General features: G+C 42.4%; 19 protein-coding genes. 8 read left to right on the top strand and 11 right to left on the bottom strand.

Features of this window, described 5'->3' with window-relative positions:
- The first annotated feature begins 545 nt into the window (after positions 1 to 545).
- From H6G83_RS28525 to H6G83_RS28535, 3 genes are all read left to right on the top strand, one after another.
- A complete protein-coding gene (locus H6G83_RS28525; RefSeq protein WP_190478376.1) occupies positions 546 to 683 on the top strand; it encodes a hypothetical protein in 138 nt (45 codons plus the stop codon).
- Positions 684 to 856: 173 nt separating this feature from the next.
- Complete coding sequence (locus tag H6G83_RS28530; protein ID WP_190478378.1) at positions 857 to 1,312, top strand: tellurite resistance TerB family protein; 456 nt, start codon at positions 857 to 859, stop codon at positions 1,310 to 1,312.
- Between the two features lie 563 nt (positions 1,313 to 1,875).
- Positions 1,876 to 3,231, top strand: coding sequence for a UDP-N-acetylmuramoyl-tripeptide--D-alanyl-D-alanine ligase (locus tag H6G83_RS28535; protein ID WP_190478380.1), 1,356 nt, complete (start codon positions 1,876 to 1,878; stop codon positions 3,229 to 3,231).
- Positions 3,232 to 3,399: 168 nt separating this feature from the next.
- Here H6G83_RS28535 and H6G83_RS28540 read toward each other — a convergent pair whose 3' ends face one another.
- From H6G83_RS28540 to H6G83_RS28560, 5 genes are all read right to left on the bottom strand, one after another.
- Positions 3,400 to 3,591 carry a hypothetical protein gene (locus H6G83_RS28540; protein ID WP_190478382.1) on the bottom strand — a complete coding sequence of 64 codons (192 nt, stop codon included), beginning with the start codon at positions 3,589 to 3,591 and terminating at the stop codon, positions 3,400 to 3,402.
- 103 nt (positions 3,592 to 3,694) lie between these two features.
- A complete protein-coding gene (locus tag H6G83_RS28545; protein WP_190478384.1) occupies positions 3,695 to 3,991 on the bottom strand; it encodes a Mo-dependent nitrogenase C-terminal domain-containing protein in 297 nt (98 codons plus the stop codon).
- Complete coding sequence (locus H6G83_RS28550; RefSeq protein WP_190478386.1) at positions 3,988 to 4,425, bottom strand: hypothetical protein; 438 nt, start codon at positions 4,423 to 4,425, stop codon at positions 3,988 to 3,990. Before H6G83_RS28550 ends, H6G83_RS28545 begins: the two co-directional genes overlap by 4 nt.
- Before the next feature lie 221 nt (positions 4,426 to 4,646).
- The gene (locus H6G83_RS28555; RefSeq protein WP_190478388.1) at positions 4,647 to 5,027 is read right to left on the bottom strand and encodes a response regulator; all 381 of its coding nucleotides are present in this window, start codon (positions 5,025 to 5,027) and stop codon (positions 4,647 to 4,649) included.
- A 75-nt stretch (positions 5,028 to 5,102) separates the two neighbouring features.
- Positions 5,103 to 8,288, bottom strand: a complete 3,186-nt coding sequence (locus H6G83_RS28560; protein ID WP_452038997.1) for a PAS domain S-box protein — start codon at positions 8,286 to 8,288, stop codon at positions 5,103 to 5,105.
- 283 nt (positions 8,289 to 8,571) lie between these two features.
- On the opposite strand from H6G83_RS28560, the gene H6G83_RS28565 reads away from it, so the two are divergent.
- Positions 8,572 to 8,700, top strand: coding sequence for a photosystem II protein Y (locus H6G83_RS28565; protein WP_190478390.1), 129 nt, complete (start codon positions 8,572 to 8,574; stop codon positions 8,698 to 8,700).
- A 23-nt stretch (positions 8,701 to 8,723) separates the two neighbouring features.
- Here the strand turns inward: H6G83_RS28565 and H6G83_RS35020 are convergent, their stop codons facing one another.
- On the bottom strand, positions 8,724 to 8,915 hold the full coding sequence (locus H6G83_RS35020; protein ID WP_206759006.1) for a hypothetical protein: 192 nt from the start codon (positions 8,913 to 8,915) through the stop codon (positions 8,724 to 8,726).
- On the opposite strand from H6G83_RS35020, the gene H6G83_RS28570 reads away from it, so the two are divergent.
- The gene (locus H6G83_RS28570; RefSeq protein WP_190478435.1) at positions 8,908 to 10,167 is read left to right on the top strand and encodes a bifunctional folylpolyglutamate synthase/dihydrofolate synthase; all 1,260 of its coding nucleotides are present in this window, start codon (positions 8,908 to 8,910) and stop codon (positions 10,165 to 10,167) included. The genes H6G83_RS35020 and H6G83_RS28570 overlap by 8 nt on opposite strands.
- Positions 10,168 to 10,436: 269 nt before the next feature.
- Here H6G83_RS28570 and H6G83_RS28575 read toward each other — a convergent pair whose 3' ends face one another.
- From H6G83_RS28575 to H6G83_RS28595, 5 genes are all read right to left on the bottom strand, one after another.
- Positions 10,437 to 10,730 carry a hypothetical protein gene (locus H6G83_RS28575; RefSeq protein WP_190478392.1) on the bottom strand — a complete coding sequence of 98 codons (294 nt, stop codon included), beginning with the start codon at positions 10,728 to 10,730 and terminating at the stop codon, positions 10,437 to 10,439.
- Positions 10,731 to 10,742: 12 nt separating this feature from the next.
- Positions 10,743 to 11,447, bottom strand: coding sequence for a hypothetical protein (locus tag H6G83_RS28580; protein ID WP_190478394.1), 705 nt, complete (start codon positions 11,445 to 11,447; stop codon positions 10,743 to 10,745).
- A gap of 288 nt (positions 11,448 to 11,735) precedes the next feature.
- Positions 11,736 to 12,818 (bottom strand): photosystem II q(b) protein, encoded by a 1,083-nt coding sequence (psbA, locus tag H6G83_RS28585; protein ID WP_190478396.1) that lies wholly within the window; start codon positions 12,816 to 12,818, stop codon positions 11,736 to 11,738.
- A 197-nt stretch (positions 12,819 to 13,015) separates the two neighbouring features.
- Positions 13,016 to 14,515 carry an MBOAT family O-acyltransferase gene (locus H6G83_RS28590; RefSeq protein ID WP_190478398.1) on the bottom strand — a complete coding sequence of 500 codons (1,500 nt, stop codon included), beginning with the start codon at positions 14,513 to 14,515 and terminating at the stop codon, positions 13,016 to 13,018.
- Between the two features lie 175 nt (positions 14,516 to 14,690).
- Positions 14,691 to 17,675 (bottom strand): DUF1574 family protein, encoded by a 2,985-nt coding sequence (locus H6G83_RS28595; protein WP_190478401.1) that lies wholly within the window; start codon positions 17,673 to 17,675, stop codon positions 14,691 to 14,693.
- A gap of 217 nt (positions 17,676 to 17,892) precedes the next feature.
- On the opposite strand from H6G83_RS28595, the gene H6G83_RS28600 reads away from it, so the two are divergent.
- From H6G83_RS28600 to H6G83_RS28610, 3 genes are all read left to right on the top strand, one after another.
- A complete protein-coding gene (locus H6G83_RS28600) occupies positions 17,893 to 18,126 on the top strand; it encodes a hypothetical protein (RefSeq protein WP_190478403.1) in 234 nt (77 codons plus the stop codon).
- A 392-nt stretch (positions 18,127 to 18,518) separates the two neighbouring features.
- A complete protein-coding gene (gene ppc / locus H6G83_RS28605) occupies positions 18,519 to 21,593 on the top strand; it encodes a phosphoenolpyruvate carboxylase (protein ID WP_190478405.1) in 3,075 nt (1,024 codons plus the stop codon).
- A gap of 79 nt (positions 21,594 to 21,672) precedes the next feature.
- Positions 21,673 to 21,921, top strand: coding sequence for a hypothetical protein (locus H6G83_RS28610; RefSeq protein ID WP_190478407.1), 249 nt, complete (start codon positions 21,673 to 21,675; stop codon positions 21,919 to 21,921).
- The last annotated feature ends 173 nt before the right edge of the window (positions 21,922 to 22,094 follow it).

The following is a 22,094-nucleotide window of genomic DNA, read 5'->3' on the forward strand; positions in this document are numbered from 1 at the left end:
CTCTAATTTTGGGGAATTTGCGCCATAGTTCACAACAGAGGTTATCGATAATGTTTACCTTAGACAAAATCCTCTGTCTTGAGGCTGATAAATGATAATTTATGTAAATAAATTCTTAAGTCTTTCTCATAATTTGTTGAATGTAAAAGCAAATATATCTGACCGTTATTCCTTCCGTAATTTCTCTGTAAATTTGTGATAAATATTTGAGCATTTTAGTGATTTTATATTAAATTAAGTGATTTTTCTGCTGTTTACGAGGTTTTCCTAAAAATAAAGATTTTAGTGTTTTATTTTACCTATGATTTACTAGGTTAACAGTCTAAGAAATGGGGGATTTTTCTCATAAAAATATTTTCAGTATTCTAATTAACCAAATAGGGGCTAATTTCATCGAATCTTCAAAAAGAAATATTTTTTTTCATAAACTGAAAGAGCTAAAGTTTTGTTAAGATGCAAGTGCTAGCAGTTTCTCAACGGAATCCCTGACTCAACAGGTGGAGAAATAAATACTACTAGCATCACAGAGTTCAAAAGGTGAAGCAATGACCACCTACATTTTTTTTGATGAAGCCCTCCGCATTTTGACCAATGCCTTTCTGTTATCAGCAGTACTGTTAATCGCAGGTTCTGGTATAGGTTTGGCAGTTATCGAAACAATAGAGAAGAGTGAACAACGTTAAAGTATCCTCAAATTCTGAGTTTTAGTCGCAACGAATTGAGTAGTAGTGTTCACTATCTAAAAATCCTGGGAACACTAACATATATAAGTCTCAGGGCGATGCAGACTCATCTGTAAGTCACAAACAAACAGATAACTGTACCGCTATTGAGACCCCTACCAGGAGCGACTATTATGAATTTACTGGATACATTCCTGGGCAGAGAAAACCAAGCCCCAGAATCACTTAGTTCCGCAGAAGCTTTTGTTGCTATTGTTTTACTAGCAACAGCGTCAGATGGCAATTTATCCGATCCACAAGAGCGTTCTATTTTGGGCGAATTGTCTCGTTCAAGACCTTTAAGAAGTTATTCTACAGATGCGATCGCCCAGCTATGTAACAAAAACTTTATAATTCTCCAGCGAGACGGCTTTAATGCCTTATTTAATTTGGCTAAAGAATCTCTATCTCCAGATTTGCGAGAAGCAGCCTTTGCTATAGCTAGTGATTTGGTTTTGAGTGAAAGCCATATTAACGAAGAAGAATTAAATTTTTTAAATGATTTATATCAAGCCTTGAGTATTTCGCCCGACATAGGCACAAGAATTTTACAAGCCATGTCACTCAAAAACCAAATCAAAGGTGATTAAATCAGTTATCAGTTATCAGTTACCAGTTATCAGTCAGTCAGGGCGTATGTTGGAAGATAAAGAAGCGCCAAAATACGCCTTTCACCAACGTATTTAAGTGCGGGCGGGTTTAAGGAACATATTTGTTTTTATCGTGAATTACTCAATGAACCCGCCCCTACAACTGTTCACTGTGAAAAAATTATTTTTGGCAATTACCAAATAACTTAATATACTTAAGTGTGCCAAGGAACATTAGCTTCTTTGGCACATTTATTTCTGGGCTATGAGTCCTGAGTAAGAGTAAACTAACTAAATTAACGTGAGTTTGACAAGCGTTGTTTTGACCTCACCCCCAACCCCTCTCCTACGAGGAGAGGGGAGTAAGAGAGTGATTTTTTCGTTTCTCCTCCCTCTCCTGACGGAGACGCTACGCGAACGCCTTTTAGGAGCGAAAAGTCTGAGCGGAGGTTTCCTCCGTTGGCGCAGCCCGCCGCAGGCATCAGAACTTTTCAAGAGAGAGGGAGGTTGGGAGGGAGAGGTTCATCGAACTCACGTTAAATTATTTTAAATTTTGAATTTTTATGCCTTGGTCTGCTACTTTAAACCAAATAATTGAGGCTCTTGCAGCCAGTCCGGTAAATTTATCTGAAGCTGCTTTATCACTCCTCAGCAGTGGTATCCAAACTGATACAAGGATTTTAAAACCTGGGGAAGTTTTTCTGGCTTTGCGAGGAGAAAAGTTTGATGGACATGAGTTTGTGCCGAGGGCGATCGCTAATGGTGCGATCGCCGCTATTGTTGATCATAACTACGAAAATCCGGGTTTACCTGTCATCCAAGTCAGGAACACCTTAGAAGCTTACCAAAAACTGGGTAGATGGTGGCGCGATCGCTTCGATATACCAGTAATTGGGGTAACAGGTTCGGTAGGTAAAACTACTACCAAAGAACTTATCGCCGCCGTCTTAGGCACAAAAGGCAAAGTTCACAAAACTTATGGCAATTACAATAACGAGATTGGTGTTCCGAAAACCCTGCTAGAACTGCATGACGCACTCGATTATGCAGTCATCGAAATGGCGATGCGGGGTAGGGGACAAATTGCCGAACTCACACAAATTGCCCATCCCACCATCGGCGTGATTACCAACGTCGGGACGGCACATATTGAATTACTGGGTTCAGAAGCAGCTATTGCCGAGGCAAAATGTGAGTTATTAACCGAAATGCCCAAGGATAGCATCGCCATTCTCAACCACGATAACCCCTTACTCATGGCTACGGCGGCAAAAGTTTGGTCAGGAGAAGTATTAACCTATGGCTTGTCTGGTGGGGATATTCACGGTTCTTTAGTCGATAATGCCACTGTGGAAGTTGACCGATTGCGCTTACCCTTACCTTTACCCGGTCGTCACAACGCTACTAATTATTTAGCGGCCCTTGCAGTGGCTAAGGTTTTGGGAATTGAATGGTCGAGCTTGCAAGCTGGTGTAAATGTGAATATGCCGACAGGGCGATCGCAGCGTTTTATTTTGCCCAATGATGTGATAATCTTAGATGAGACTTATAATGCTGCACCAGAAGCTATGTTAGCAGCCTTACAATTATTAGCTGATACACCGGGAAAACGGAAAATTGCGGTGTTGGGGGCGATGAAAGAATTAGGAGAGCGATCGCCACAGTTACACCAAAGGGTAGGCGAGACTGTACGCAACTTAAAGCTAGACGGGTTGTTAGTTTTGGTGGATGGTGAAGATGCCGAAGCATTAGCTAGAAGTGCCGAAGGTATTCCTTCAGAATGCTTTGCCACTCACGCCGATTTAGTCGCGCGATTGAAAACATTTGTGCAAACAGGCGATCGTTTATTATTCAAAGCTGCCCATTCTGTGGGATTAGATCAGGTAGTGAGTCAGTTGAGGGCGGAGTTTTCATCGTAGGGGATAGGGGACAGTTTTATAGCAGTTCAAAAAAACCCTAACAACCAAATCGAGCAAGAGCGAGACAGGGAACAGGGAACAGGGGACAGTTTTATAGCAGTAGCCACATAGTTGAGGATATAGGTAAATCATAAAACCCTTTATCGTAATTCCGAGGGTTAAAGACCCCTACGTCTGTACGTAGCAAATTTTCAGTTGGGGTTTAAATCCCCAACTGTTCGCGTAGCGTGCCGTAGGCAAAATGTCTTTAATGCGCGAATTTTGCGGAAAGTTCTGTAGGCGGGTTTCCCGCCGTAGGAAACTTTCCAAGACGAATTTTGAATTTTGAATTGTTAATAGGCAGTTTCCCTTACCTGTCACCTGTCACCTGTCACCTGTCACCTGATTTTCCCATTTAACAACTGTAGGGACTTACATTGTAAGTCCCTACAAGTTATCAATCAGATTATTCTTTGATATTCTTCTAGCAAAACTGCGTGACATCTTCTCCACACTCATCGGCTAGATACATCAAGGCTTTAAAGCGGATTTCTACTAACTGTTCGTAGAAAGGATTGAGTTTACATAGGGGCGGGATGTGAACGAGAGTGCGATCGCCTAATTTAATTTCTCTTTCAAATGGACAGCTAGCAGGAATAATTGTACATATTTGCCTTGCTTGTTTGGGGTTTTCGATTTTTAAAGATTCCAGCCACTGCCGGATCGGTTGCAGTAGTAGATTTATAACAGAGATAAATGTAACTGTGATAGTAGACATCATGGTGTGAGTGCGTACATTTGTTGAGGAGTTAGCAGGACTTTTTCGAGTAAGAGACTGTCTGTTTTGGCAGTATCTTTAATAATTACGGCTTTGGCATTTTCGTTTAATAATATTTTCTTATCTGCCGTAAAACTAAATTCTTGTCCAGGCATAAAGCCTTTTTGAATGAGTTTTTTTAATGCAAATCTCGTAACTGATTCTAGTAACTGAGTGCAAGACTGCCAATCAGCTAACTTATCAAAAATCCAGTGAAATGTTTCTGGATGAGTTGTTGATAATTCTAAAATTGCTGCTGTTAAACAGGATTCTATATATTCAGGATTTAAATTAAGATGTAACTGATTTACCCAAGTTTCTATAAGTCTTTTATCTTGAAACTTTAAAATATAAACTGCTCGTTCGAGATGGAAGTGAAATAGTTCTAAATCTTTCATTTTTCTCAGTTATAGATGTAATAAAAAAAATTAATCGACTTATGCAGTGGCTAGGAAATGATTCTACTTCTTTAATCTCAAAAATCAGGCTTGGGCAATAGGTATTTATTCATTACCTATCAGTAAAACTACTGTCAAACTGTTAATTTCCTAGTTGCTTCTAACTTTAAACCTGAAAAATGCAGAACTTGTGGAGATACGTCTAAAGATAGATATTTTTTTTAAGTTGACCAATCTAAAGCAGCCGCGACTTGAGCCGGTAATTTCATCGCTTTGAAGGGCTTGGTAATGATGGCTCTAACTCCCAACTCAGCAAATCGCCTCTGTTCGGCGGCTTGCACCTTCGCCGTCAACAAAATCACCGGAATTGACGCAGTAACAGGATTGGCTTGTAAAGCTTGAAAAGTGGCGATTCCGTCCATATCTGGCATCATCACATCCAACAGAATCACATCCGGCTGTTCAGCCACAGCTTTAGCCACTCCCTCAATACCACAAGCAGCAGTAGAAACTTCCCATGCACCCACGGCTTTCAAGGCGAGTTCAGCCACTGCTCGAATATCATATTCATCATCAATAATGAGAATGCGCTTGGTAGTCATAACAGTTATCAGTTATCAGTTATCAGTTATCAGTTGTCAGTTGTCAGTTGTCAGCTGATGTTCACTGATAACTGTTCACTGTTCACTGACAACTGACACACCTACTTCCCGACAAATCACTCGATTGAGTAGGTTAATGACTCGCTGCTCGAATTCTTGGGTATTAATGCGTCCTTTGGTGAGAAATAGGGTTTGTCCTAACTTTAATCTTTGGCGATCGCTTTCATCTAAATCGCGGGCTGTGTACACTACTAAAGGTACATGAGATAGGCGCTGATATTGTCGCAACCAATCCACCACAGCAAAACCATCACATTCGGGTAATCCTAAATCTAGTACCAATAAGTCAGGAATGAGATTTTGACTCAGTTGTATAGCTTCCTTTCCTGTTTGAGCATGGAATGTCGATGTTCCATGACGATTGAACATGGCAATCAACAACTGTGCTAAATCTGGATCATCTTCTACAACTAGTACCTTAATAGCTGGTAGTTGCTTGGCTGTAGCTTTTTCTAAAGCTTGGCACAACAACTTTACATCTGGAGGTTTGATAATCCAATCACTCACATCAGGGGGAAGTTCTTTACTATTGTCAGGGGCTATACCACTGAGAATAATCACTGGTACATTTTTGATATCTGGCTGCTGTTTGAGAAGTCCTAAAGTTTCCCAACCGTCCATCCCTGGCATCATCAGGTTGAGAATAATTGCATCAGGCTGGTTTAATGTCGCCTGTTCCACCGCCTCCTCTCCTGAAGCCACAGTCATCACTTGATAACCCTGCCTTTCTAGCATCACTTGTACAACAGCCCGCACCGAAGGATCATCATCACAAAGCATGATTAAAGGAGGAGTCAAGCTAGGGCAATGCTGAGGTAAGGTGTGAGGGAGAGTCAAAAAATCATCGCTTTTCTGCTCCTCTTCTAAGAAAATTGGCAAGGTAAAAAAGAAAGTGCTACCTTCGCCCAAAATACTCTCCGCCCAAATTTGCCCTCCATGATGCTGCAAGATGCTGCGACAAATAGCCAAACCTAAACCTGTACCACCTTTTTGCCGGGAATCTGAAGCGTCAACTTGTCCAAAACGCTCAAAGATAGATTCCAGTTTATCAGCCGGGATACCCCGACCTTGGTCTTTGACCTGAAACAAGATATGAGACGCTGTACTGAGATTGTCAAAAACAGATGTTTCTAAATCTTGCTCACCAAATTTCTCTAATTTTGAATTTTGAATTTTGAATTTTGAATTTATTTGCCCCAATTCAGCACTTACCCAAACTGTAGAACCAGGAGCAGAAAATTTCATAGCATTGCTGAGGAGATTTGTCAATACCTGGATGATGCGATCAGGATCTGCCCAGAGGCGGGCGGATAAGGGGGACATGGAGATTTTCACGCCTGCTTGTTCTGCCATTTCCTCCATCACCTCTACCGATTGAGTCATTAAATCGGCTGCATTGCAGGCTTCGGGGGTAATTTGAATTTTTCCCGATTCAATTCTTTCGATATCTAGGATATCGTTGATGAGACGCACCAACCTATCGGTGTTATTAGCAGCAATATTTAACATCCGTTGAGCATCTTCTGAACCTGCGGCTAGGACTCCACTAGCCAATAAGTCTAAAGCACCGGAAATAGAAGTTAAGGGGGTGCGTAGTTCGTGGCTGACTACGGAGACGAATTCATCTTTGAGACGTTCAACTTCGCGGCGATCGCTGATATCCTTCATAAAGCAGTAATGCCCAATAAATTCCTGCTGTTGGTTATAGGCTTTGACCATTACTACTTGTTTATCGAAGGCTGAACCATCTTTACGCATGGCTCTAGCTTCAATTTCTACCTTGCCGTTTTTCAGCATTTGTTGGTAGGCTACGATCATCTTTTCTTGGTCGTCTGGGTGGACTGTTACTTGCCATTCCATCCCCACCATTTCTTCTGGTTCGTACCCGGTGATGTTGGCGTAGGCTGGATTTACCTTGATGTAACGCCCCTGTGTATCTAACTGAGAAATACCCTCTACTGCGCTTTCTAAAGCTTGGCTGAGGTGGAGGAGTTCTTCTTCTGTGCGTTTGCGTAAGCGAAGCTCGTCGAAGACATCGTTAATATCGGTCATTGTACCGATGTAGCCTATCACCTCACCGTGAGTTCCTCTTTCGGGAATTGCTTGGGCTATTACCCAATTGATGACGTTATGGGGATGGCAAAAACGATACTCAGCTTTAAAGGGTAAATTTTGCTGTATAGCTTGATTCCATTCAGTAACAATACGCAGGCGATCGTCTGGATGTAAAGACTGTACCCAGCCTTCACCAAGCACATCTTCCGGCGGGGAGCCGATTAACTTACAAGCCCGTTCATTGACAAAAATGCAACGTCCAGAGGCATCATTCCGAAAAATTCCCACTGGTGCAGTTTGTGCCAAGGTAGCATAACGATGTTCGCTTTCCCGTAAAGCCGCTTCCGCCGCTTTGCTTGCAGTAATATCACTACCAATCCCCAGATACCCCGTAACATTATTTTCCGCATCGTACAACGGGCTAACGGATAGCATAATTGGGAAACGAGAACCATCCTTACGAATATATGTCCATTCTCGTTCCTCTATCTGCCCTAGCCGCGCTTTAGCGACAAATACCTCAAATCCGGGTTCAATCTTCACACCCAATTCTTGGGATAGTTCTTGTGCCACTTTGACGATTTCATCCTTGTCGTGGATAATCTCCGGCGTTGTTTTACCAATCACTTCGTCGGCGGTGTACCCTAGCCATCGTTGGGCGGTTGCATTAAATGTCTGAATTATGCCGTCCTGTGTGGCGGAAATGATTGTGTAGTTGGCACTATTGACAATTGCCTGTTGCAGTTTTTGGCTTGCAACTTCTGGCTGTACTGTACTGGGCAATTGCAACGCTTTTGTAACTAATTTTACAGATACAAATGCTGTGCAAAGAGAAATGATTGCCGTAATCGCTTTGAGCAAACCAGACAACCAATAATTAGGCTGCCAAAGCGTCCATATCTCCATCATGTGGGTTGTGCCAGTTGCAACAATCAACGCACTCAAGAGCAGAAAGATGATTTTAAAGGGAAATTCTTGTCGCTTGTTGACGAAATAGAGCAATGTTAAAGCAATTGAATAATAAGCTATGGCAATTAAAGTATCTGATAAAAGATGCAGCCACACCAGCCCCGGATTCCATATATAGCAATGCTCTTGGGGAAAAGATGGGACTGAAAGCAAAAATGAGTATGGTAGGCTGCTCATAAATCCTCCTATAGGAAAGTGGGGAGGTAGGGGAGAAGGGGGAGATGAGGGAGATGAGGGAGTAACCCACCCCTAACCCCTAAGAGGAGGGGAATAGGGAGATGAGGGAGATAAGGGAGATGAGGGAAAGTAACTGTTGACTGTTGACTATTGACTATTGACTATTGACCAATTTAATTTTTCTTTACAAATATATGTAGAAAAATTGTCCACTTCAGCTAAAAATAAAAAATGAGAACATTTGACAAAAATTTAATTTCTACGTAATAGAGGGGTTCTAGATATGGATAATATTGATTATCGTGTAGCGATCGTTTTAGCGCCAATCGCAGTTGCTGCTGGCTGGGCTGCTTTTAACATCGGTGCTGCTGCTTTAAGACAAGTCCAGAACTTCTTAAACAGAGAAGCTTAAATCTCAGTTAGAAATTTTAACCTTTAACCGACTGTTCTCTTTACCGAGGCAGTCGGTTTTAATCTAGGGGATGGGGACTGGGTATTGGGGAAAGGGGAAAGGGGAAAGGGAAAGTTAGTAATTTCTCCCCCTACTCCCTCATCTCCCTCATCTCCCTCATCTCCCTCATCTCCCTCATCTCCCTCATCTCCCTCATCTCCCCCCTCTGTGAACATCGATTCCCTACTCTTCCCATTCCACCATTTTGGCGTTCATCTCGGACTTTCGCGCATTGTCAAATTATTAGCCAATCTTGGCAATCCTCATGAGCGAGTTCCCACAATTCATGTTGCTGGTACAAATGGCAAAGGTTCTGTATGTGCCTATCTCTCCTCAGTACTGACAGAGGCTGGTTATCGTACAGGGCGGTATACTTCCCCTCATCTAGTTGATTGGACGGAACGTATTTGTGTCAATGAAGAGCAAATTTCTCATGAGGAGTTTTGTAAATTATTGTTAACAGTTCAAGCAGCTATTAGCCTAGATGATGAGTATCCTACTCAATTTGAGGTGATTACGGCAGCTGCTTGGTTATATTTTGCCCAGCAACAAGTCGATGTAGCGGTGATAGAAGTAGGATTGGGTGGGCGGTTAGATGCTACCAATGTGATTTCTGACCCTTTGGTGACGGTGATAACTTCTATTAGCCGTGAACATTGGCAACAATTGGGGCCGACTGTGGCTGATATTGCTGGGGAAAAAGCGGGGATTCTTAAAAGTGGGTGTCCGGCGGTGGTTGGGACGCTACCAGAGGATGCAGAGAAAGTGGTGCGATCGCGCGCTCAAGAATTACAATGTCCTTTAATTCTGCCTCAACCTACTCATCAAATCTCTGACAAATTAGCAGAATATCAGAGTATTTTCCAGGCAAAAACTATTAAATATCCTCTACCTTTACAGGGACAAATTCAACTAACTAATTCCGCTTTGGCATTAGCCGCTTTAGAAGTTTTGCAACAAAAAGGTTGGCAGATTTCTGAAGAGGCAATTATTAACGGCATAGCAAAAACTAAATGGCCTGGGCGAATGCAATGGATTAGTTGGCACAACCACAAACTCTTAATTGATGGCGCTCATAATCCCGCATCTGCTCAAGTCCTCAGAGATTATGTAGATATCTTAAATAGTCAATCTGTAACTTGGGTGATGGGAATGTTATCTACTAAAGACCATGCTGATATTTTGCAAGCATTATTAAAACCAAATGACCAATTATATCTAGTACCAGTACCAGATAATAATTCCGCAGATACAGAGTATTTAGCCAAGTTAGCTAATGATATTTGTCCTGAATTAACTCTTTGTCAAACTTACCCAGATTTACCATTAGCCCTAGAAACTGCATTTAACTCAACAGATAACTTAGTAGTTTTATGCGGTTCCTTATATTTAATTGGTCATTTTTTAGGAACCTCCGATGGTTCGTAGTAAGGACTTTAGTCCGTCCAGTTATAAAAATAGTACGGGTAGTACGGGTAAAGACAGCTTTCTATTGTTCCCTCTAAATTGACCTACACCACGTTATTTTCTATTCAATGATGAATTTACCGAAACTTGCTCGCGCCTTGCTGGGCAAAATAAAAGCCACCTACTAGGCGGCGGTCTGGTCTATAAAGCCAATCCTGCTATGGATTGGCTTAGTTTGGTAGAAAAACTTTTTTTGATGAATCACAATTTATGTAACACAATGTATTGATTTATACCACCAAATTCATCGCCATTAAAGGATTATCTAATTGGTGATTTTTAACCAATAACATATATGAACGAACCTTTAATAAATTTTCTCCACGCTCTTTTCTTCTTCGGCGTGCTGTCATACAAGGTTCGTACGTCCAATTTTCAAGCCAATCACCGTCTACATCTTCAACAAACTGATGAATGCCTTCTACTCCAAATTCTTCTCTAGAGCGAACTAGATCCCGCCCCCTTTGGAGGGATTGCATAACTTCATCAATTTTTTGTTTTCTAACGTCCAAATTTGAAGACATTGCTTTAATGCCTTATCTATCTATGTTTACTACACAATAACAAATATTTTGGTTTAAGTCACTATGGATAACAACACATCGTGCTATTTTTTCATTTACATCAGGTAATGTAGGATTAAAGCTTATAAACAAACCTCGGTTAATCCTCCAATGTGATAGCGTTTTCAGCCATTCATTTTGCTTATCCAATGTTTTCACTATATTGAGAGTAGTTATTTGTACACAAAATGGCATTCCTTTGTTCGTTGCAGCAATTATATCTGTAGCCATTGATAGATCAGCAATATATGGGCTAAAACTATTACCTCCGTAATATTCTAGATTTTCCCGAATTTTTTTAATTCTTGGTGCGTCTGATCCAGTAAAGCTCCCATCTAATAGTTTTTGTTTCCATATTTGGATTTTAGGATCTTTTTCATTAATCCATTGAGGGAACAAGTATTCATACCAGTACCTTTCGGACTCCGGTAGTAAGTTAAATATAGAGTTTTTGTCTTCTTCCTCTAAAGCTTGGATTTTCAACCAAGTATCAGTAAAAGTTATTAGTTCATCAAGAAACTGCATTAGATGTTTTTTACTTTTGATGAGTCCTGGTTTCTTTTTATGTATCCAACGCTGTATGTCTTGAAGTCTGACTGATAGATTATTACTGACGACCTTAGAATCTTCGGTAAGCTTGTATAAATCAAATATAATACTTTCTATAGTTTTTCCCATATTTTTTTCTAAAAGTTTTCAGCTAACTAGTTATATTAACAATTGTCTAAAGTATAAAAAACATTAATTACACTGAAGTGTAGCTTATCTGTACGAAACTTAGTTAACGGAACTTAGACAAAAACTAGTTGAAAAAACCATCAAACGTATATACAGAAATATTTCGACATCGTTTTACCCTCTACCACAATTCATAAAACGCCTCTAAGGACTAAAGTCCTTACTACAAACAAAAAGCGCTCTCCCAATTTGGGAGAGCGCTAAGATATGCAAGTTAAAGCTTAAAGATTAACCGTGGATAGCAGGAGCGCTAAGAGCAACGGGAGTAACTTCAACAGCAGCTAAGTCTAAGGGGAAGTTGTGAGCGTTACGCTCGTGCATGACTTCCATACCCAAGTTAGCGCGGTTGATGATGTCAGCCCAGGTATTGATGACACGACCTTGTGAGTCGATAATCGACTGGTTGAAGTTGAAGCCGTTGAGGTTGAACGCCATTGTGCTGATACCCAATGCGGTAAACCAGATACCCACTACGGGCCATGCAGCTAGGAAGAAGTGCAAGGAACGGGAGTTGTTGAAACTGGCGTATTGGAATATCAAGCGACCGAAGTAACCGTGTGCAGCGACGATGTTGTAGGTTTCTTCTTCTTGTCCGAATTTGTAACCGTAGTTTTGTGATTCGGTTTCTGTGGTTTCACGCACTAAGGAGGAAGTTACCAAGCTTCCGTGCATTGCACTGAACAATGAACCACCGAATACACCAGCCACTCCTAACATATGGAAGGGGTGCATCAGGATGTTGTGTTCTGCTTGGAACACGATCATGAAGTTGAAGGTTCCAGATATACCCAAGGGCATTCCATCAGAGAAGGAACCTTGTCCAATTGGGTAAATCAAGAATACTGCTGCTGCTGATGCCAAGGGAGCAGAGTATGCTACGCAGATCCAAGGACGCATTCCTAAGCGATAGGACAATTCCCATTGACGACCTAAGTAGCAAGCACAGCCGATGAGGAAGTGGAAAATTACCAATTGGTAAGGCCCACCGTTGTATAACCACTCATCTAAGGATGCTGCTTCCCATATTGGGTAGAAGTGTAAACCGATCGCGTTGGAGGATGGTACTACTGCACCGGAGATGATGTTGTTGCCGTAGATCAAGGAACCTGCTACGGGTTCACGGATACCATCTATGTCTACGGGAGGTGCGGCGATGAAGGCAATGATGAAACAGGTGGTGGCGGCTAGCAAGGTAGGAATCATCAGTACGCCGAACCAACCTACATAAATGCGGTTTTCGGTGCTGGTGATCCAGTTGCAGAACCGTTCCCATACGTTGGCGCTACTGCGCTGTTGTAAGGTTGTGGTCATTTTTTTATGATTGCTTTGGTGTTATTAATCAAGCGCTTTAAGTGTACGCTTGTTATATAAGCTTTACATGATTTTACGCACTTTCACAATTCAAATAAGTTATTAATATATGATTAATAATTAAAATTATTTATCTTGTGTTATGTCTCTGTACCTTCGGTATTTTAAAACTACATAGGCACAGAGACGGGCAGCTTTTAAAAATCGAAGTAGATGTAAGGAAGACTGCCTTCAGGAGCAAACAACCAAACAGCATAAAGGCATAGAGGTACGAAGACAAGCTTGATCGGCCAGTTGAACTCTAGTTTTAGCCTGCCTTTGAAGATATAAGTTATAACCATGAGGGCGACTAATGCAAACAGGATGACAGAAACTTGAGATTGGCTGGTATTTAGGGCTTCTATGTAGACCTTTTGAGCAAATTGAGCATCCGCATTGTGTCCCCAGAGGCGCTGAACCACTAAGGAAGATTCTTGCAGGTTTGGTAGACGGAACCAAATCCACGATGTAAAAACCATGACTTGGGTGAGTAGCCAGGCTACAACTATCCCTAAAGGATTTTGCCAGAATAGTGCTAGTTTTTCATAGCGATCGCTCATCACATCCGTCAGTCGATGAACTACCAGCGCTAACCCGTGATAAACGCCCCAAACCACAAAGCCCCAGGCGGAACCATGCCAAATTCCGGCAATTAACATCACAAGGAATAAGTTCCAGCAAGTGCGAGTTAAGCCTTGACGAGAACCACCTAAAGGAAAGTAGACATAGTTGCGTAACCAATCTCCCAAAGTCATGTGCCAGCGTCGCCAAAATTCGGCAATGCTAGTAGTGAAATAGGGAAAATCAAAGTTTTCTGGTAACAATAAACCAAATAGCAAAGCAGTACCACGGGCGATATCTACGTAACCATTAAAATCTAAATACAACTGTAAGCCATAAGCGAATGTTGCTAACCACAAGTCACTACTACCAGCACGTTGTAAATTCCCAAAACATAAATCTACAAAAATTCCTAAACGGTCTGCCAAAATACCTTTTTTTACTGCACCTCTAGCAATTAGCCACAATGCTTCGGAGACTCTATCAGCAGTAGGGAATTGTGATGATGTGAATTGATTTGCTAGGTTGTGATATCGGGTAATTGGGCCGGAAATTAATTTAGCAAAAAATAGTTTATAAGTAGCAAATTGGAGAAAATTATTAGTTGCAGGCGCACCACGATACACATCTATTAAATAGGCGATACATTCAAATGTAAAAAATGAAATGCCTAGAGGTGCTATAATTTTCCAAGATGATTCTGAAGAGTTTACGGGAGAATTGGACGTTAACTGTAAGAAACTATTAATATATTTGAATCCGAGTAGAAGTAAAACATTTAAAATTATACCTACCCATAATATATTTAGCCGTTTGCGGTTCCAATCTACTTGAGCAAATTGCCACTCTTCATTAGACATTTGCCAGTTAAAATTATGCCGTCCTGGGGAAGTATTTTTGCCAATTTCTCTCCCTAAGCGAAAGTTGATAAATGTGAGTGTTAATAATAAGGGTATATATTGAACGCTTAAAGAGGCGTAGAATACAAGGCTAGCAATTAATAAAGTCCATAGCCGTAATTGCTGACGACCCACAGACCAATAAATCCCCAATACACTCAATAAGAAAACACCATATAGGATAGATATAAAATTCATAGTCTAGTCAGTTGACAGTTGACAGTTGACAGGTGACAGGTGACAGGTGACAGGTGACAGGTGACAGGTGACAGGTGACAGGTGACAGGTGACAGGTGACAGTTGTTATTTTTCCTCATCTCCGTCATCTCCGTCATCTCCCTCATCTCCGTCATCTCCGTCATCTCCCTCATCTCTACTTACTTGACCAGGAAATCATTGGATCACTGGCTAGTTTTTTCGAGACTTCGTAAGCACCGAAACGATTGAGGTGGCTGGGGTCGGAGAAATAATCATTGGCTGCTGGCCAAAGTTCGCTTAAATCCCGATAAATGAATTTAGGATTCGTGGCTAAGCCTAACATATATTCCTGAAATTCTTGTTCGTATTTTTTGCGTACTGGGTCTAAATATTCTGCGGTTAGAGGCATATTAACGAAGACTAAGGAAATATTCTGCGCTTGGGTAAACTGCAAAACATCGCGGAAGGCGGCATCTTGTATGCCTCCTACTTGGAAGTCTTTATAATCGTTATCATAATTGCCTGTAACTTTAGAGTATTTTTGATAGTATCTAGCAGGATTGAAGCGGACAGATAAGGCGAGGAAACCATCAAAGTCAACAGCTTGTAAACTATTTTCGTCGTTACTATCGGTTGTCGATGCAATGAGTGATCCGGCTTTTGGCTGTTCCTTTAATATGGGTAATGATGCTATTTTATTTTGCAATAAAGCTTGCAGTTGTTCACGGTTTTGATAAGTTGCGGAAACGGCTGATAAACCTTGATTAAACCAGGAATTTATAGCTTGATAGCTGTTGATTTCTGGCTGGGGTGTTTCTTTTATTTCTTTAGCAGGCTTTTCTGGTGTTTTTGCTGGTTGTTCAGCATTGGGGTTTGCCTGGGCTTGCTGGAGGATTTTTTGATAACCTGGAGAATTAGCGATCGCTCTAAATGTTAAGTCATCCCGTCCACTATTAAACGCACGGGAACCATCAGCCCAAATAATGATTTTTGGTAGTTCTGATGGTTGCAAAACTTGGCGAATTACAAAGTCCACAACTTGGGCGGTTGCACCATTAATTCCGAAGTTAAATACATCAACATTGGGATAACCTTGCAACGCCAAAGCTTTAGATAAAGCCATTGGGTCAACTCCCCTTAAGGCGCGGGAAGAACCGATAATTAACACATCCGCAGGTTTGCCATTTTTGGCGATGCGTTGTCTATATAACACCAGTTGTTCATCTAATTGTCTGACGTTAAAACTCGGCATTTGCGATCGCGCTGCTAATAAGATAGCGGCGGCTGTGGCTTTCTCCCGCACTGGTGCGGCTGTTAAGTTTTGGGGTTGCTCCTCTTGTGTAAAGCCAGAAGCGTTAAACGCGCCGCCTTTGGACTGAGAACTTCCAGTAAAAAATGCTGTTCTCTGGTTTTGGTCATCCTGGGATTGCACAGATGGCTCTTGCTTCGAGGACGACGATTGTGAGATACTAGCAACCTGCGTCTTACTGGGCATGGTGCGACTGACAATCACGCCCAAAACCCAATCGGTTTGCAGGGTCAGCAATAAACCTAGAGTACCCCAAACTAAAGCAACTTTAACTCCTTGGGCATCGGTAGGTTGGGTGCATGATTGTCCTGTTTCCGTAAATAGTTGGCTGTTAAGCAGCCACTTCTTGACGGTGGTAGTTGCGGTTTCCACCCAATCTTTCGTAACTTCCGCGACAAAGTTTTGTACTTCCTCTGTAGTGACTTCAGTACGTAAAATGGGTTCGTCGTCCTCTTTGATGATGAGGTCGTTGATGTATTCGGAAGTAGCCGCAAATTCTGGGGTAGCTTCGGGAACTAAGCGCTGGCGGTGGACTAAATCCATACCATAATGCCAAAAGGGTTCCTTATTGCCGGCGCGACGACCATAAACCCGCACTCCCGCCGTCCCCGCCAGATTTAATTGGCGTAAAAACTGGATGACTTTGGGCGCAACTTGTTTACGACTGGGACATACGGGTGCGTCACACATGATATGGAGTAAATCGCCTTTCCGTAGAAAGAGTATCCGCAAGCCGCCTGTTTTTAACCGCCTGTCTATGTCGGTGTTGAGTAGACGTTCTAGTAAGAAAACTATTGCAGGTTCATCACCAGAGGTAGCTAAATCAAAAGTAGGCGTAGCCAAGGCTGGATGTTCGCTGGCGGGTAACTTTAACCAATCAATCCATTCTGGCTGCTTGTCTTGGGGTTTCTGTCCGTAAACTGTAGCGGCGAGGATACCTTGGGGAGCGATCGCTTCTAGTTGTGATAAAATTTTCTCGACGCAAGTTGTCTTATCTGGTGCGGCAGCATCTTCACCACTCGGTTCACAAAAGATGTGTAAGGTGGATTCTTGCTGGGAAACTTGCACCTTCACCTGTAACTCTGATAATGTGGCTGTTAATAAACGAGCGATCGCTTGTACATCTCCCCACCGCGCCCATTCTTTCAGCATCACCTCTGGCGGTGTCAAGTCAATCCTCAACAACCACTCAGGGTTAATTTCACCTGTAACGTGAGAAGCAATTACCGCATCACGATACCCAGCCAGCTTCAACTGGCGCAATTTCTGGGCTACTGGTTCTGCTACTAATGAAGGGTCAGGACTGTAAGCAGACTGGCAGAATATCCATAGGCGATTGAATATGTCTGAATTATCATCCGGCTGAAGCTGCTTGACCGTTACCTGCACCGCCACACCCATTGCACTCAGGGTTTCGCTCAGATAACGAGCAATAGCGTTAGCATCTCCCCGGCGTGCCAAACTTTCATTGGATAAAATTAGCGCCCCACCTGGAACTTTTTCCCCATTGCCTAACAGGGCTTGTTCTACCTGTTCCAAATGGCGTTCCAACTGATTTAAATGGACTTTGTGACACCATTGGGGGCGATACTCCCCTCTTTTACGCCCGTAGACAAATACTTGATATATTGAGGGTTGTTCTTTGCTGGTGAGGTCATCTAAATTCGTTTTCTGTAAGGCATGAAGCAAATCAGAGAGAGTGCGCCAGCGTTGAGGACACTCTAACCCTTCACACAAAATATGAAGGTCATTTCCCCGTAACCTGACTTTCACCCCCAAAGAGTTGATCCCCGTTGCTTGACTGACCCATTGCAACAAGGATTGCTGGCTATCTTGTAGTACTGTTTTCATCGGCAGTTAACTTTACAGGAAGTGAATGTTCGGGGGTAGTGCCTGCACTTGTAAACTAGAACCATAGGTTTATCACATTTTGCTGTTTTTTGTTAACAATTTCGTTACCTTTTTGGCTAGCTAAATGGGACAGAATAGTCCTGTACAGTTACAAGTCATACAGATTTTGCATTTTGCGTCTTATTCTACTCGCTGGATCATCATTTAAGGACAAACAATGCCCCCTATTACCCAAAAATCCCCACCAACTCCCGGATTCAATTTTCTGTTGTTTAGCATTCCCAATTTTCTCCTCTTACAAATAGGTACAGCGTCTATACTAATGCTGCTTACCACCGGAAAACTCACCCTAAAAGCCTGGGAATCCTTGGGAGGAGCTAGTGAAGAACTATTTCGTGGCGATCGCTTGCCCATTTTACCTTTCCCTGATGACAATGAATTAAATACATAAAGTTAAAAAATATACTTGATATCAGTTATCAGTTATCAGTTATCAGTTATCAGGTGTATGGTGTGAGATAGATGTCCACGGAACCTTTTCGCTAATTGGTGTGGTGTTTCGCTCAAGGATTTTACTGTTGACTGTTCACTGTTTACTGTTAAAAATATGCTCAGGGAAATAGCCAAGAGCATAAATTACAAACATAGGACTTACGCATGAAAAAGAGAAATCAAAGATTCGGACAAGATTATAGGGATATAGGGGTGTAGGAGTTTAAAAGCTCTAAACTATACCCTTACACCCTTACACCCTTACATCTAGTCCCCACAGACAATCTTGCTGCGTCAGTCCAGAAAAATAAAGGCTGTTAAACAGTAATTGGCTTTACAAGAGAAGCAAATATGAGTTCGGTTTTATACTCTCTATCTGAGTCTGCTAATTTCTACCCTGCATCGGAAATATTTTTGCGCCATCGTCTGCAAATCGTCGAAGAGTTGTGGGAAACGGTACTGCGGCAAGAATGTGGTCAAAATATGGTAGATTTGTTGCGGCAGTTGCGTGATTTATGTTCCCCAGAAGGACAAGCGACAAAAGACCAAGCCGTTTCTGCTGTCAAGTTAATTGAACAGTTGAATATCAATGAAGCTATCCGGGCGGCTAGGGCGTTTGCTTTGTATTTTCAGCTGATCAACATCATAGAGCAGGAATTTGAACAAAGACAGCAATTAACCCGCTACTCGGAGATAGAAGCCGAAACCACCAATCTCGATTCAGAAAACATTACATCGTCATCAAACCATAACGAAGACGATGTAATTTTCAATCGCGGTTTAGGTACAGACTTCCTAGCCAAAAATTGGACTCATCGCGGACAGAACAAGCAAAAAGGGACATTCGCCGCTTTATTTCCCTTATTACATAGATTGAATGTCCCACCCCAACAAATTCAACGCCTGATTTCCCAATTAGATGTCCGCTTGGTATTTACAGCCCACCCGACGGAAATTGTCCGCCACACCATCCGCGATAAGCAACGCCAAGTGGTAGAGTTGTTACAACAGTTGGATGGAGTGGAAAGCCGCGCTACCAACGGCGGTGGCTATCCTTGGGAAGCTGTAGAAATACGCGAGAAGTTATTGGAAGAAATTCGCTTGTGGTGGCGTACAGACGAACTCCACCAGTTTAAGCCGACTGTGCTGGATGAAGTCGATTATGCTTTACACTACTTCCAAGAAGTTTTATTTGATGGTATTCCCCAACTGTATAAGCGCTTCAAATACGCCTTAAATCAAACCTTCTCTTGGCTAGAACCACCCAGCAAAAATTTCTGTTCCTTCGGTTCTTGGGTAGGTTCTGACAGGGATGGAAACCCATCGGTGACACCGGAAATTACTTGGCAGACAGCTTGTTATCAGCGCAAAATGGTGTTGGAGAGATATATCAAGTCTGTCACACAGTTGATTGAATTGTTAAGTATCTCCATGCACTGGAGTGATGTGTTACCAGACTTGCTGGAATCTTTGGAGTTAGACCAGTCCCAGTTAAGCGAAGTATACGACGCGCTGGCGCTGAGATATCGCCAAGAACCCTATCGCCTCAAACTGGCTTATGTATTGAAGCGGTTGGAAAATACCCGCGATCGCAATTTAGCATTATACAAAGGCGAAACCCCCACCAACGAAGACAGCCCCATGTACAGGAATGGGGAAGAATTTTTGGCAGAGTTGCGGTTAGTTCAGCGTAACTTAACGGAAACTGGTTTAAGTTGTCGAGAATTGGATAATCTTATCTGCCAAGTTGAGATTTTTGACTTTAACCTGACAAAATTAGATATCCGTCAGGAATCATCCAGACATTCAGACGCTTTAAACGAGATTCTGGAATACCTGCAAATATTACCCCAGTCATACAATGACCTCAGCGAAGAAGAAAGAGTTGCTTGGTTAACCAAAGAACTACAAACCCGTCGCCCCTTAATTTCCTCAGAGTTACCATTTTCCGACAAAACTAATGATGTCATTAAAACCTTCCGCGTAGTGCGATCGCTACAACAAGAATTTGGCATTAATATTTGCCAAACCTACATCATTAGTATGTGTCGTCAAGTCAGCGATGTTTTAGAAGTGCTGCTACTCGCCAAGGAAGCGAGACTTTTTGACCCAGCGATCGCCGTCGGCACAATTCAGGTAGTACCATTATTTGAGACGGTCGAAGACTTGCAGCGATCGCGTAGTGTCATGCGCGAACTATTCGAGTTACCCTTATACCGCGCCTTATTAGCAGGCGGTTATGCAGCCCTGAACGGTAGCCAAGAAATTCCCCCATCGCCCCATCTCCCCCTCCCCCTCTCCTCAACTACCCTCACCCCCGACTTACAGGAAGTAATGTTAGGGTATTCTGACAGTAACAAAGACTCAGGCTTCCTCAGTAGCAACTGGGAAATTCACAAAGCCCAAAAATCCTTACAAGAAATTGCTGAAGAATATAGTGTAAATTTGCGGATATTCCACGGACGCGGCGGTTCCGTGGGTAGAGGCGGCGGCCCAGCCCACGAAGCGATTTTGGCGCAACCTGGACACAGCATCAACGGGCGGATTAAAATTACCGAACAAGGGGAAGTATTAGCTTCCAAATACTCCTTACTAGATTTAGCCCTGTACAACTTGGAAACCATCACCACGGCGGTAATTCAAGCCAGCTTGTTGCGGACAGGGTTTGATGATATCGAACCTTGGAACGAAATCATGGAAGAATTTGCGGTGCGATCGCGTCAACATTATCGTAACTTAATTTACGAACAGCCAGATTTCATCGACTTCTTCCACCAAGTTACCCCCATCGAAGAAATCAGCCAACTACAAATAAGTTCCCGCCCCGCCCGTCGTCCTTCTGGTAAAAAAGACTTAAGTAGCCTCCGCGCCATCCCTTGGGTATTTAGCTGGACACAAACCCGCTTCCTCTTACCTTCTTGGTACGGTGTCGGTACAGCTTTGCAACAGTTCCTCTTGGAAGAACCAGAAGAACATCTCAAATTGATGCGCTACTTTTACATCAAATGGCCTTTCTTCAAAATGGTGATTTCCAAAGTAGAAATGACCTTGGCGAAAGTAGATATGCAAATGGCTGGTCATTACGTACAAGAATTATCCGACCCTGAAGATAAGCCCCGGTTTGAGAAAGTATTTGAGCAAATCGCCAACGAATATTATCTCACCAAAGATTTAGTTCTCAAAATCACCGACCACAGCCGCCTATTAGATGGCGACCCTGTACTCCAGCGTTCCGTACAGCTACGCAACGGTACAATTGTCCCACTAGGATTTATTCAAGTGTCCCTCCTCAAACGCCTGCGCCAGTCCAAGAATAATACTGCAACCACAGGTGTCATTCACTCCCGATACAGCAAAGGCGAGTTACTACGCGGCGCACTGTTAACCATTAACGGTATCGCTGCGGGGATGAGAAATACAGGTTGATACCTTGTCCATAGTCCATAGTCCATAGTCCATAGTCAACAGCCATTACTATGGACTAATGACTAATGACTAATGACCAATGACTAAAAACAAAGTTTTAATCTGTACTTTCTTCGCTTTATCATCAGGATTTTTCGGCGCTTACATGGGTAGCCAAATCACCTTCATGCTGCATAGTCAAAGGTGTCAAAATCAACCTTGGGCAATGAAAGAATTATGTAATTTTTGGGTAACTCCTGGGGCGACATGGCAAGGTAGTACAACGGGAATTTGGGTAGGTACAATCTTAGGCGCATTTGCAGGCGGTTTATTCATCCGCGAAAATTGATCCAGCCTTTCCTACCCTGCTAAGTTAAAAATTTATCTGCGTTTATCTGCGTCCATCTGCGTTCAATTATTCTTGTCCCTCCTGACTTCTACGACAATTTGCCAACTGTGCTATTAGCTTTTTATCATAAGCCGCATTAAGATTAAGTCCATGTTCAGTGATGGCTGGCATCA

This window comes from Anabaena azotica FACHB-119 (assembly GCF_014697625.1).
GTDB classification, from domain to species: Bacteria; Cyanobacteriota; Cyanobacteriia; order Cyanobacteriales; family Nostocaceae; genus Trichormus; species Trichormus azoticus_A.

Coding starts and splice junctions, on each gene's coding strand:
- H6G83_RS28525 (WP_190478376.1), top strand. CDS start 546: ATGACCACCTACATTTTTTTTGATGAAGCCCTCCGCATTTTGACCAAT.
- H6G83_RS28530 (WP_190478378.1), top strand. CDS start 857: ATGAATTTACTGGATACATTCCTGGGCAGAGAAAACCAAGCCCCAGAA.
- H6G83_RS28535 (WP_190478380.1), top strand. CDS start 1,876: ATGCCTTGGTCTGCTACTTTAAACCAAATAATTGAGGCTCTTGCAGCC.
- H6G83_RS28545 (WP_190478384.1), bottom strand. CDS start 3,991: ATGATGTCTACTATCACAGTTACATTTATCTCTGTTATAAATCTACTA.
- H6G83_RS28550 (WP_190478386.1), bottom strand. CDS start 4,425: ATGAAAGATTTAGAACTATTTCACTTCCATCTCGAACGAGCAGTTTAT.
- H6G83_RS28555 (WP_190478388.1), bottom strand. CDS start 5,027: ATGACTACCAAGCGCATTCTCATTATTGATGATGAATATGATATTCGA.
- H6G83_RS28560 (WP_452038997.1), bottom strand. CDS start 8,288: ATGAGCAGCCTACCATACTCATTTTTGCTTTCAGTCCCATCTTTTCCC.
- H6G83_RS28565 (WP_190478390.1), top strand. CDS start 8,572: ATGGATAATATTGATTATCGTGTAGCGATCGTTTTAGCGCCAATCGCA.
- H6G83_RS35020 (WP_206759006.1), bottom strand. CDS start 8,915: ATGTTCACAGAGGGGGGAGATGAGGGAGATGAGGGAGATGAGGGAGAT.
- H6G83_RS28575 (WP_190478392.1), bottom strand. CDS start 10,730: ATGTCTTCAAATTTGGACGTTAGAAAACAAAAAATTGATGAAGTTATG.
- H6G83_RS28580 (WP_190478394.1), bottom strand. CDS start 11,447: ATGGGAAAAACTATAGAAAGTATTATATTTGATTTATACAAGCTTACC.
- psbA (WP_190478396.1), bottom strand. CDS start 12,818: ATGACCACAACCTTACAACAGCGCAGTAGCGCCAACGTATGGGAACGG.
- H6G83_RS28590 (WP_190478398.1), bottom strand. CDS start 14,515: ATGAATTTTATATCTATCCTATATGGTGTTTTCTTATTGAGTGTATTG.
- H6G83_RS28595 (WP_190478401.1), bottom strand. CDS start 17,675: ATGAAAACAGTACTACAAGATAGCCAGCAATCCTTGTTGCAATGGGTC.
- H6G83_RS28600 (WP_190478403.1), top strand. CDS start 17,893: ATGCCCCCTATTACCCAAAAATCCCCACCAACTCCCGGATTCAATTTT.
- ppc (WP_190478405.1), top strand. CDS start 18,519: ATGAGTTCGGTTTTATACTCTCTATCTGAGTCTGCTAATTTCTACCCT.
- H6G83_RS28610 (WP_190478407.1), top strand. CDS start 21,673: ATGACTAAAAACAAAGTTTTAATCTGTACTTTCTTCGCTTTATCATCA.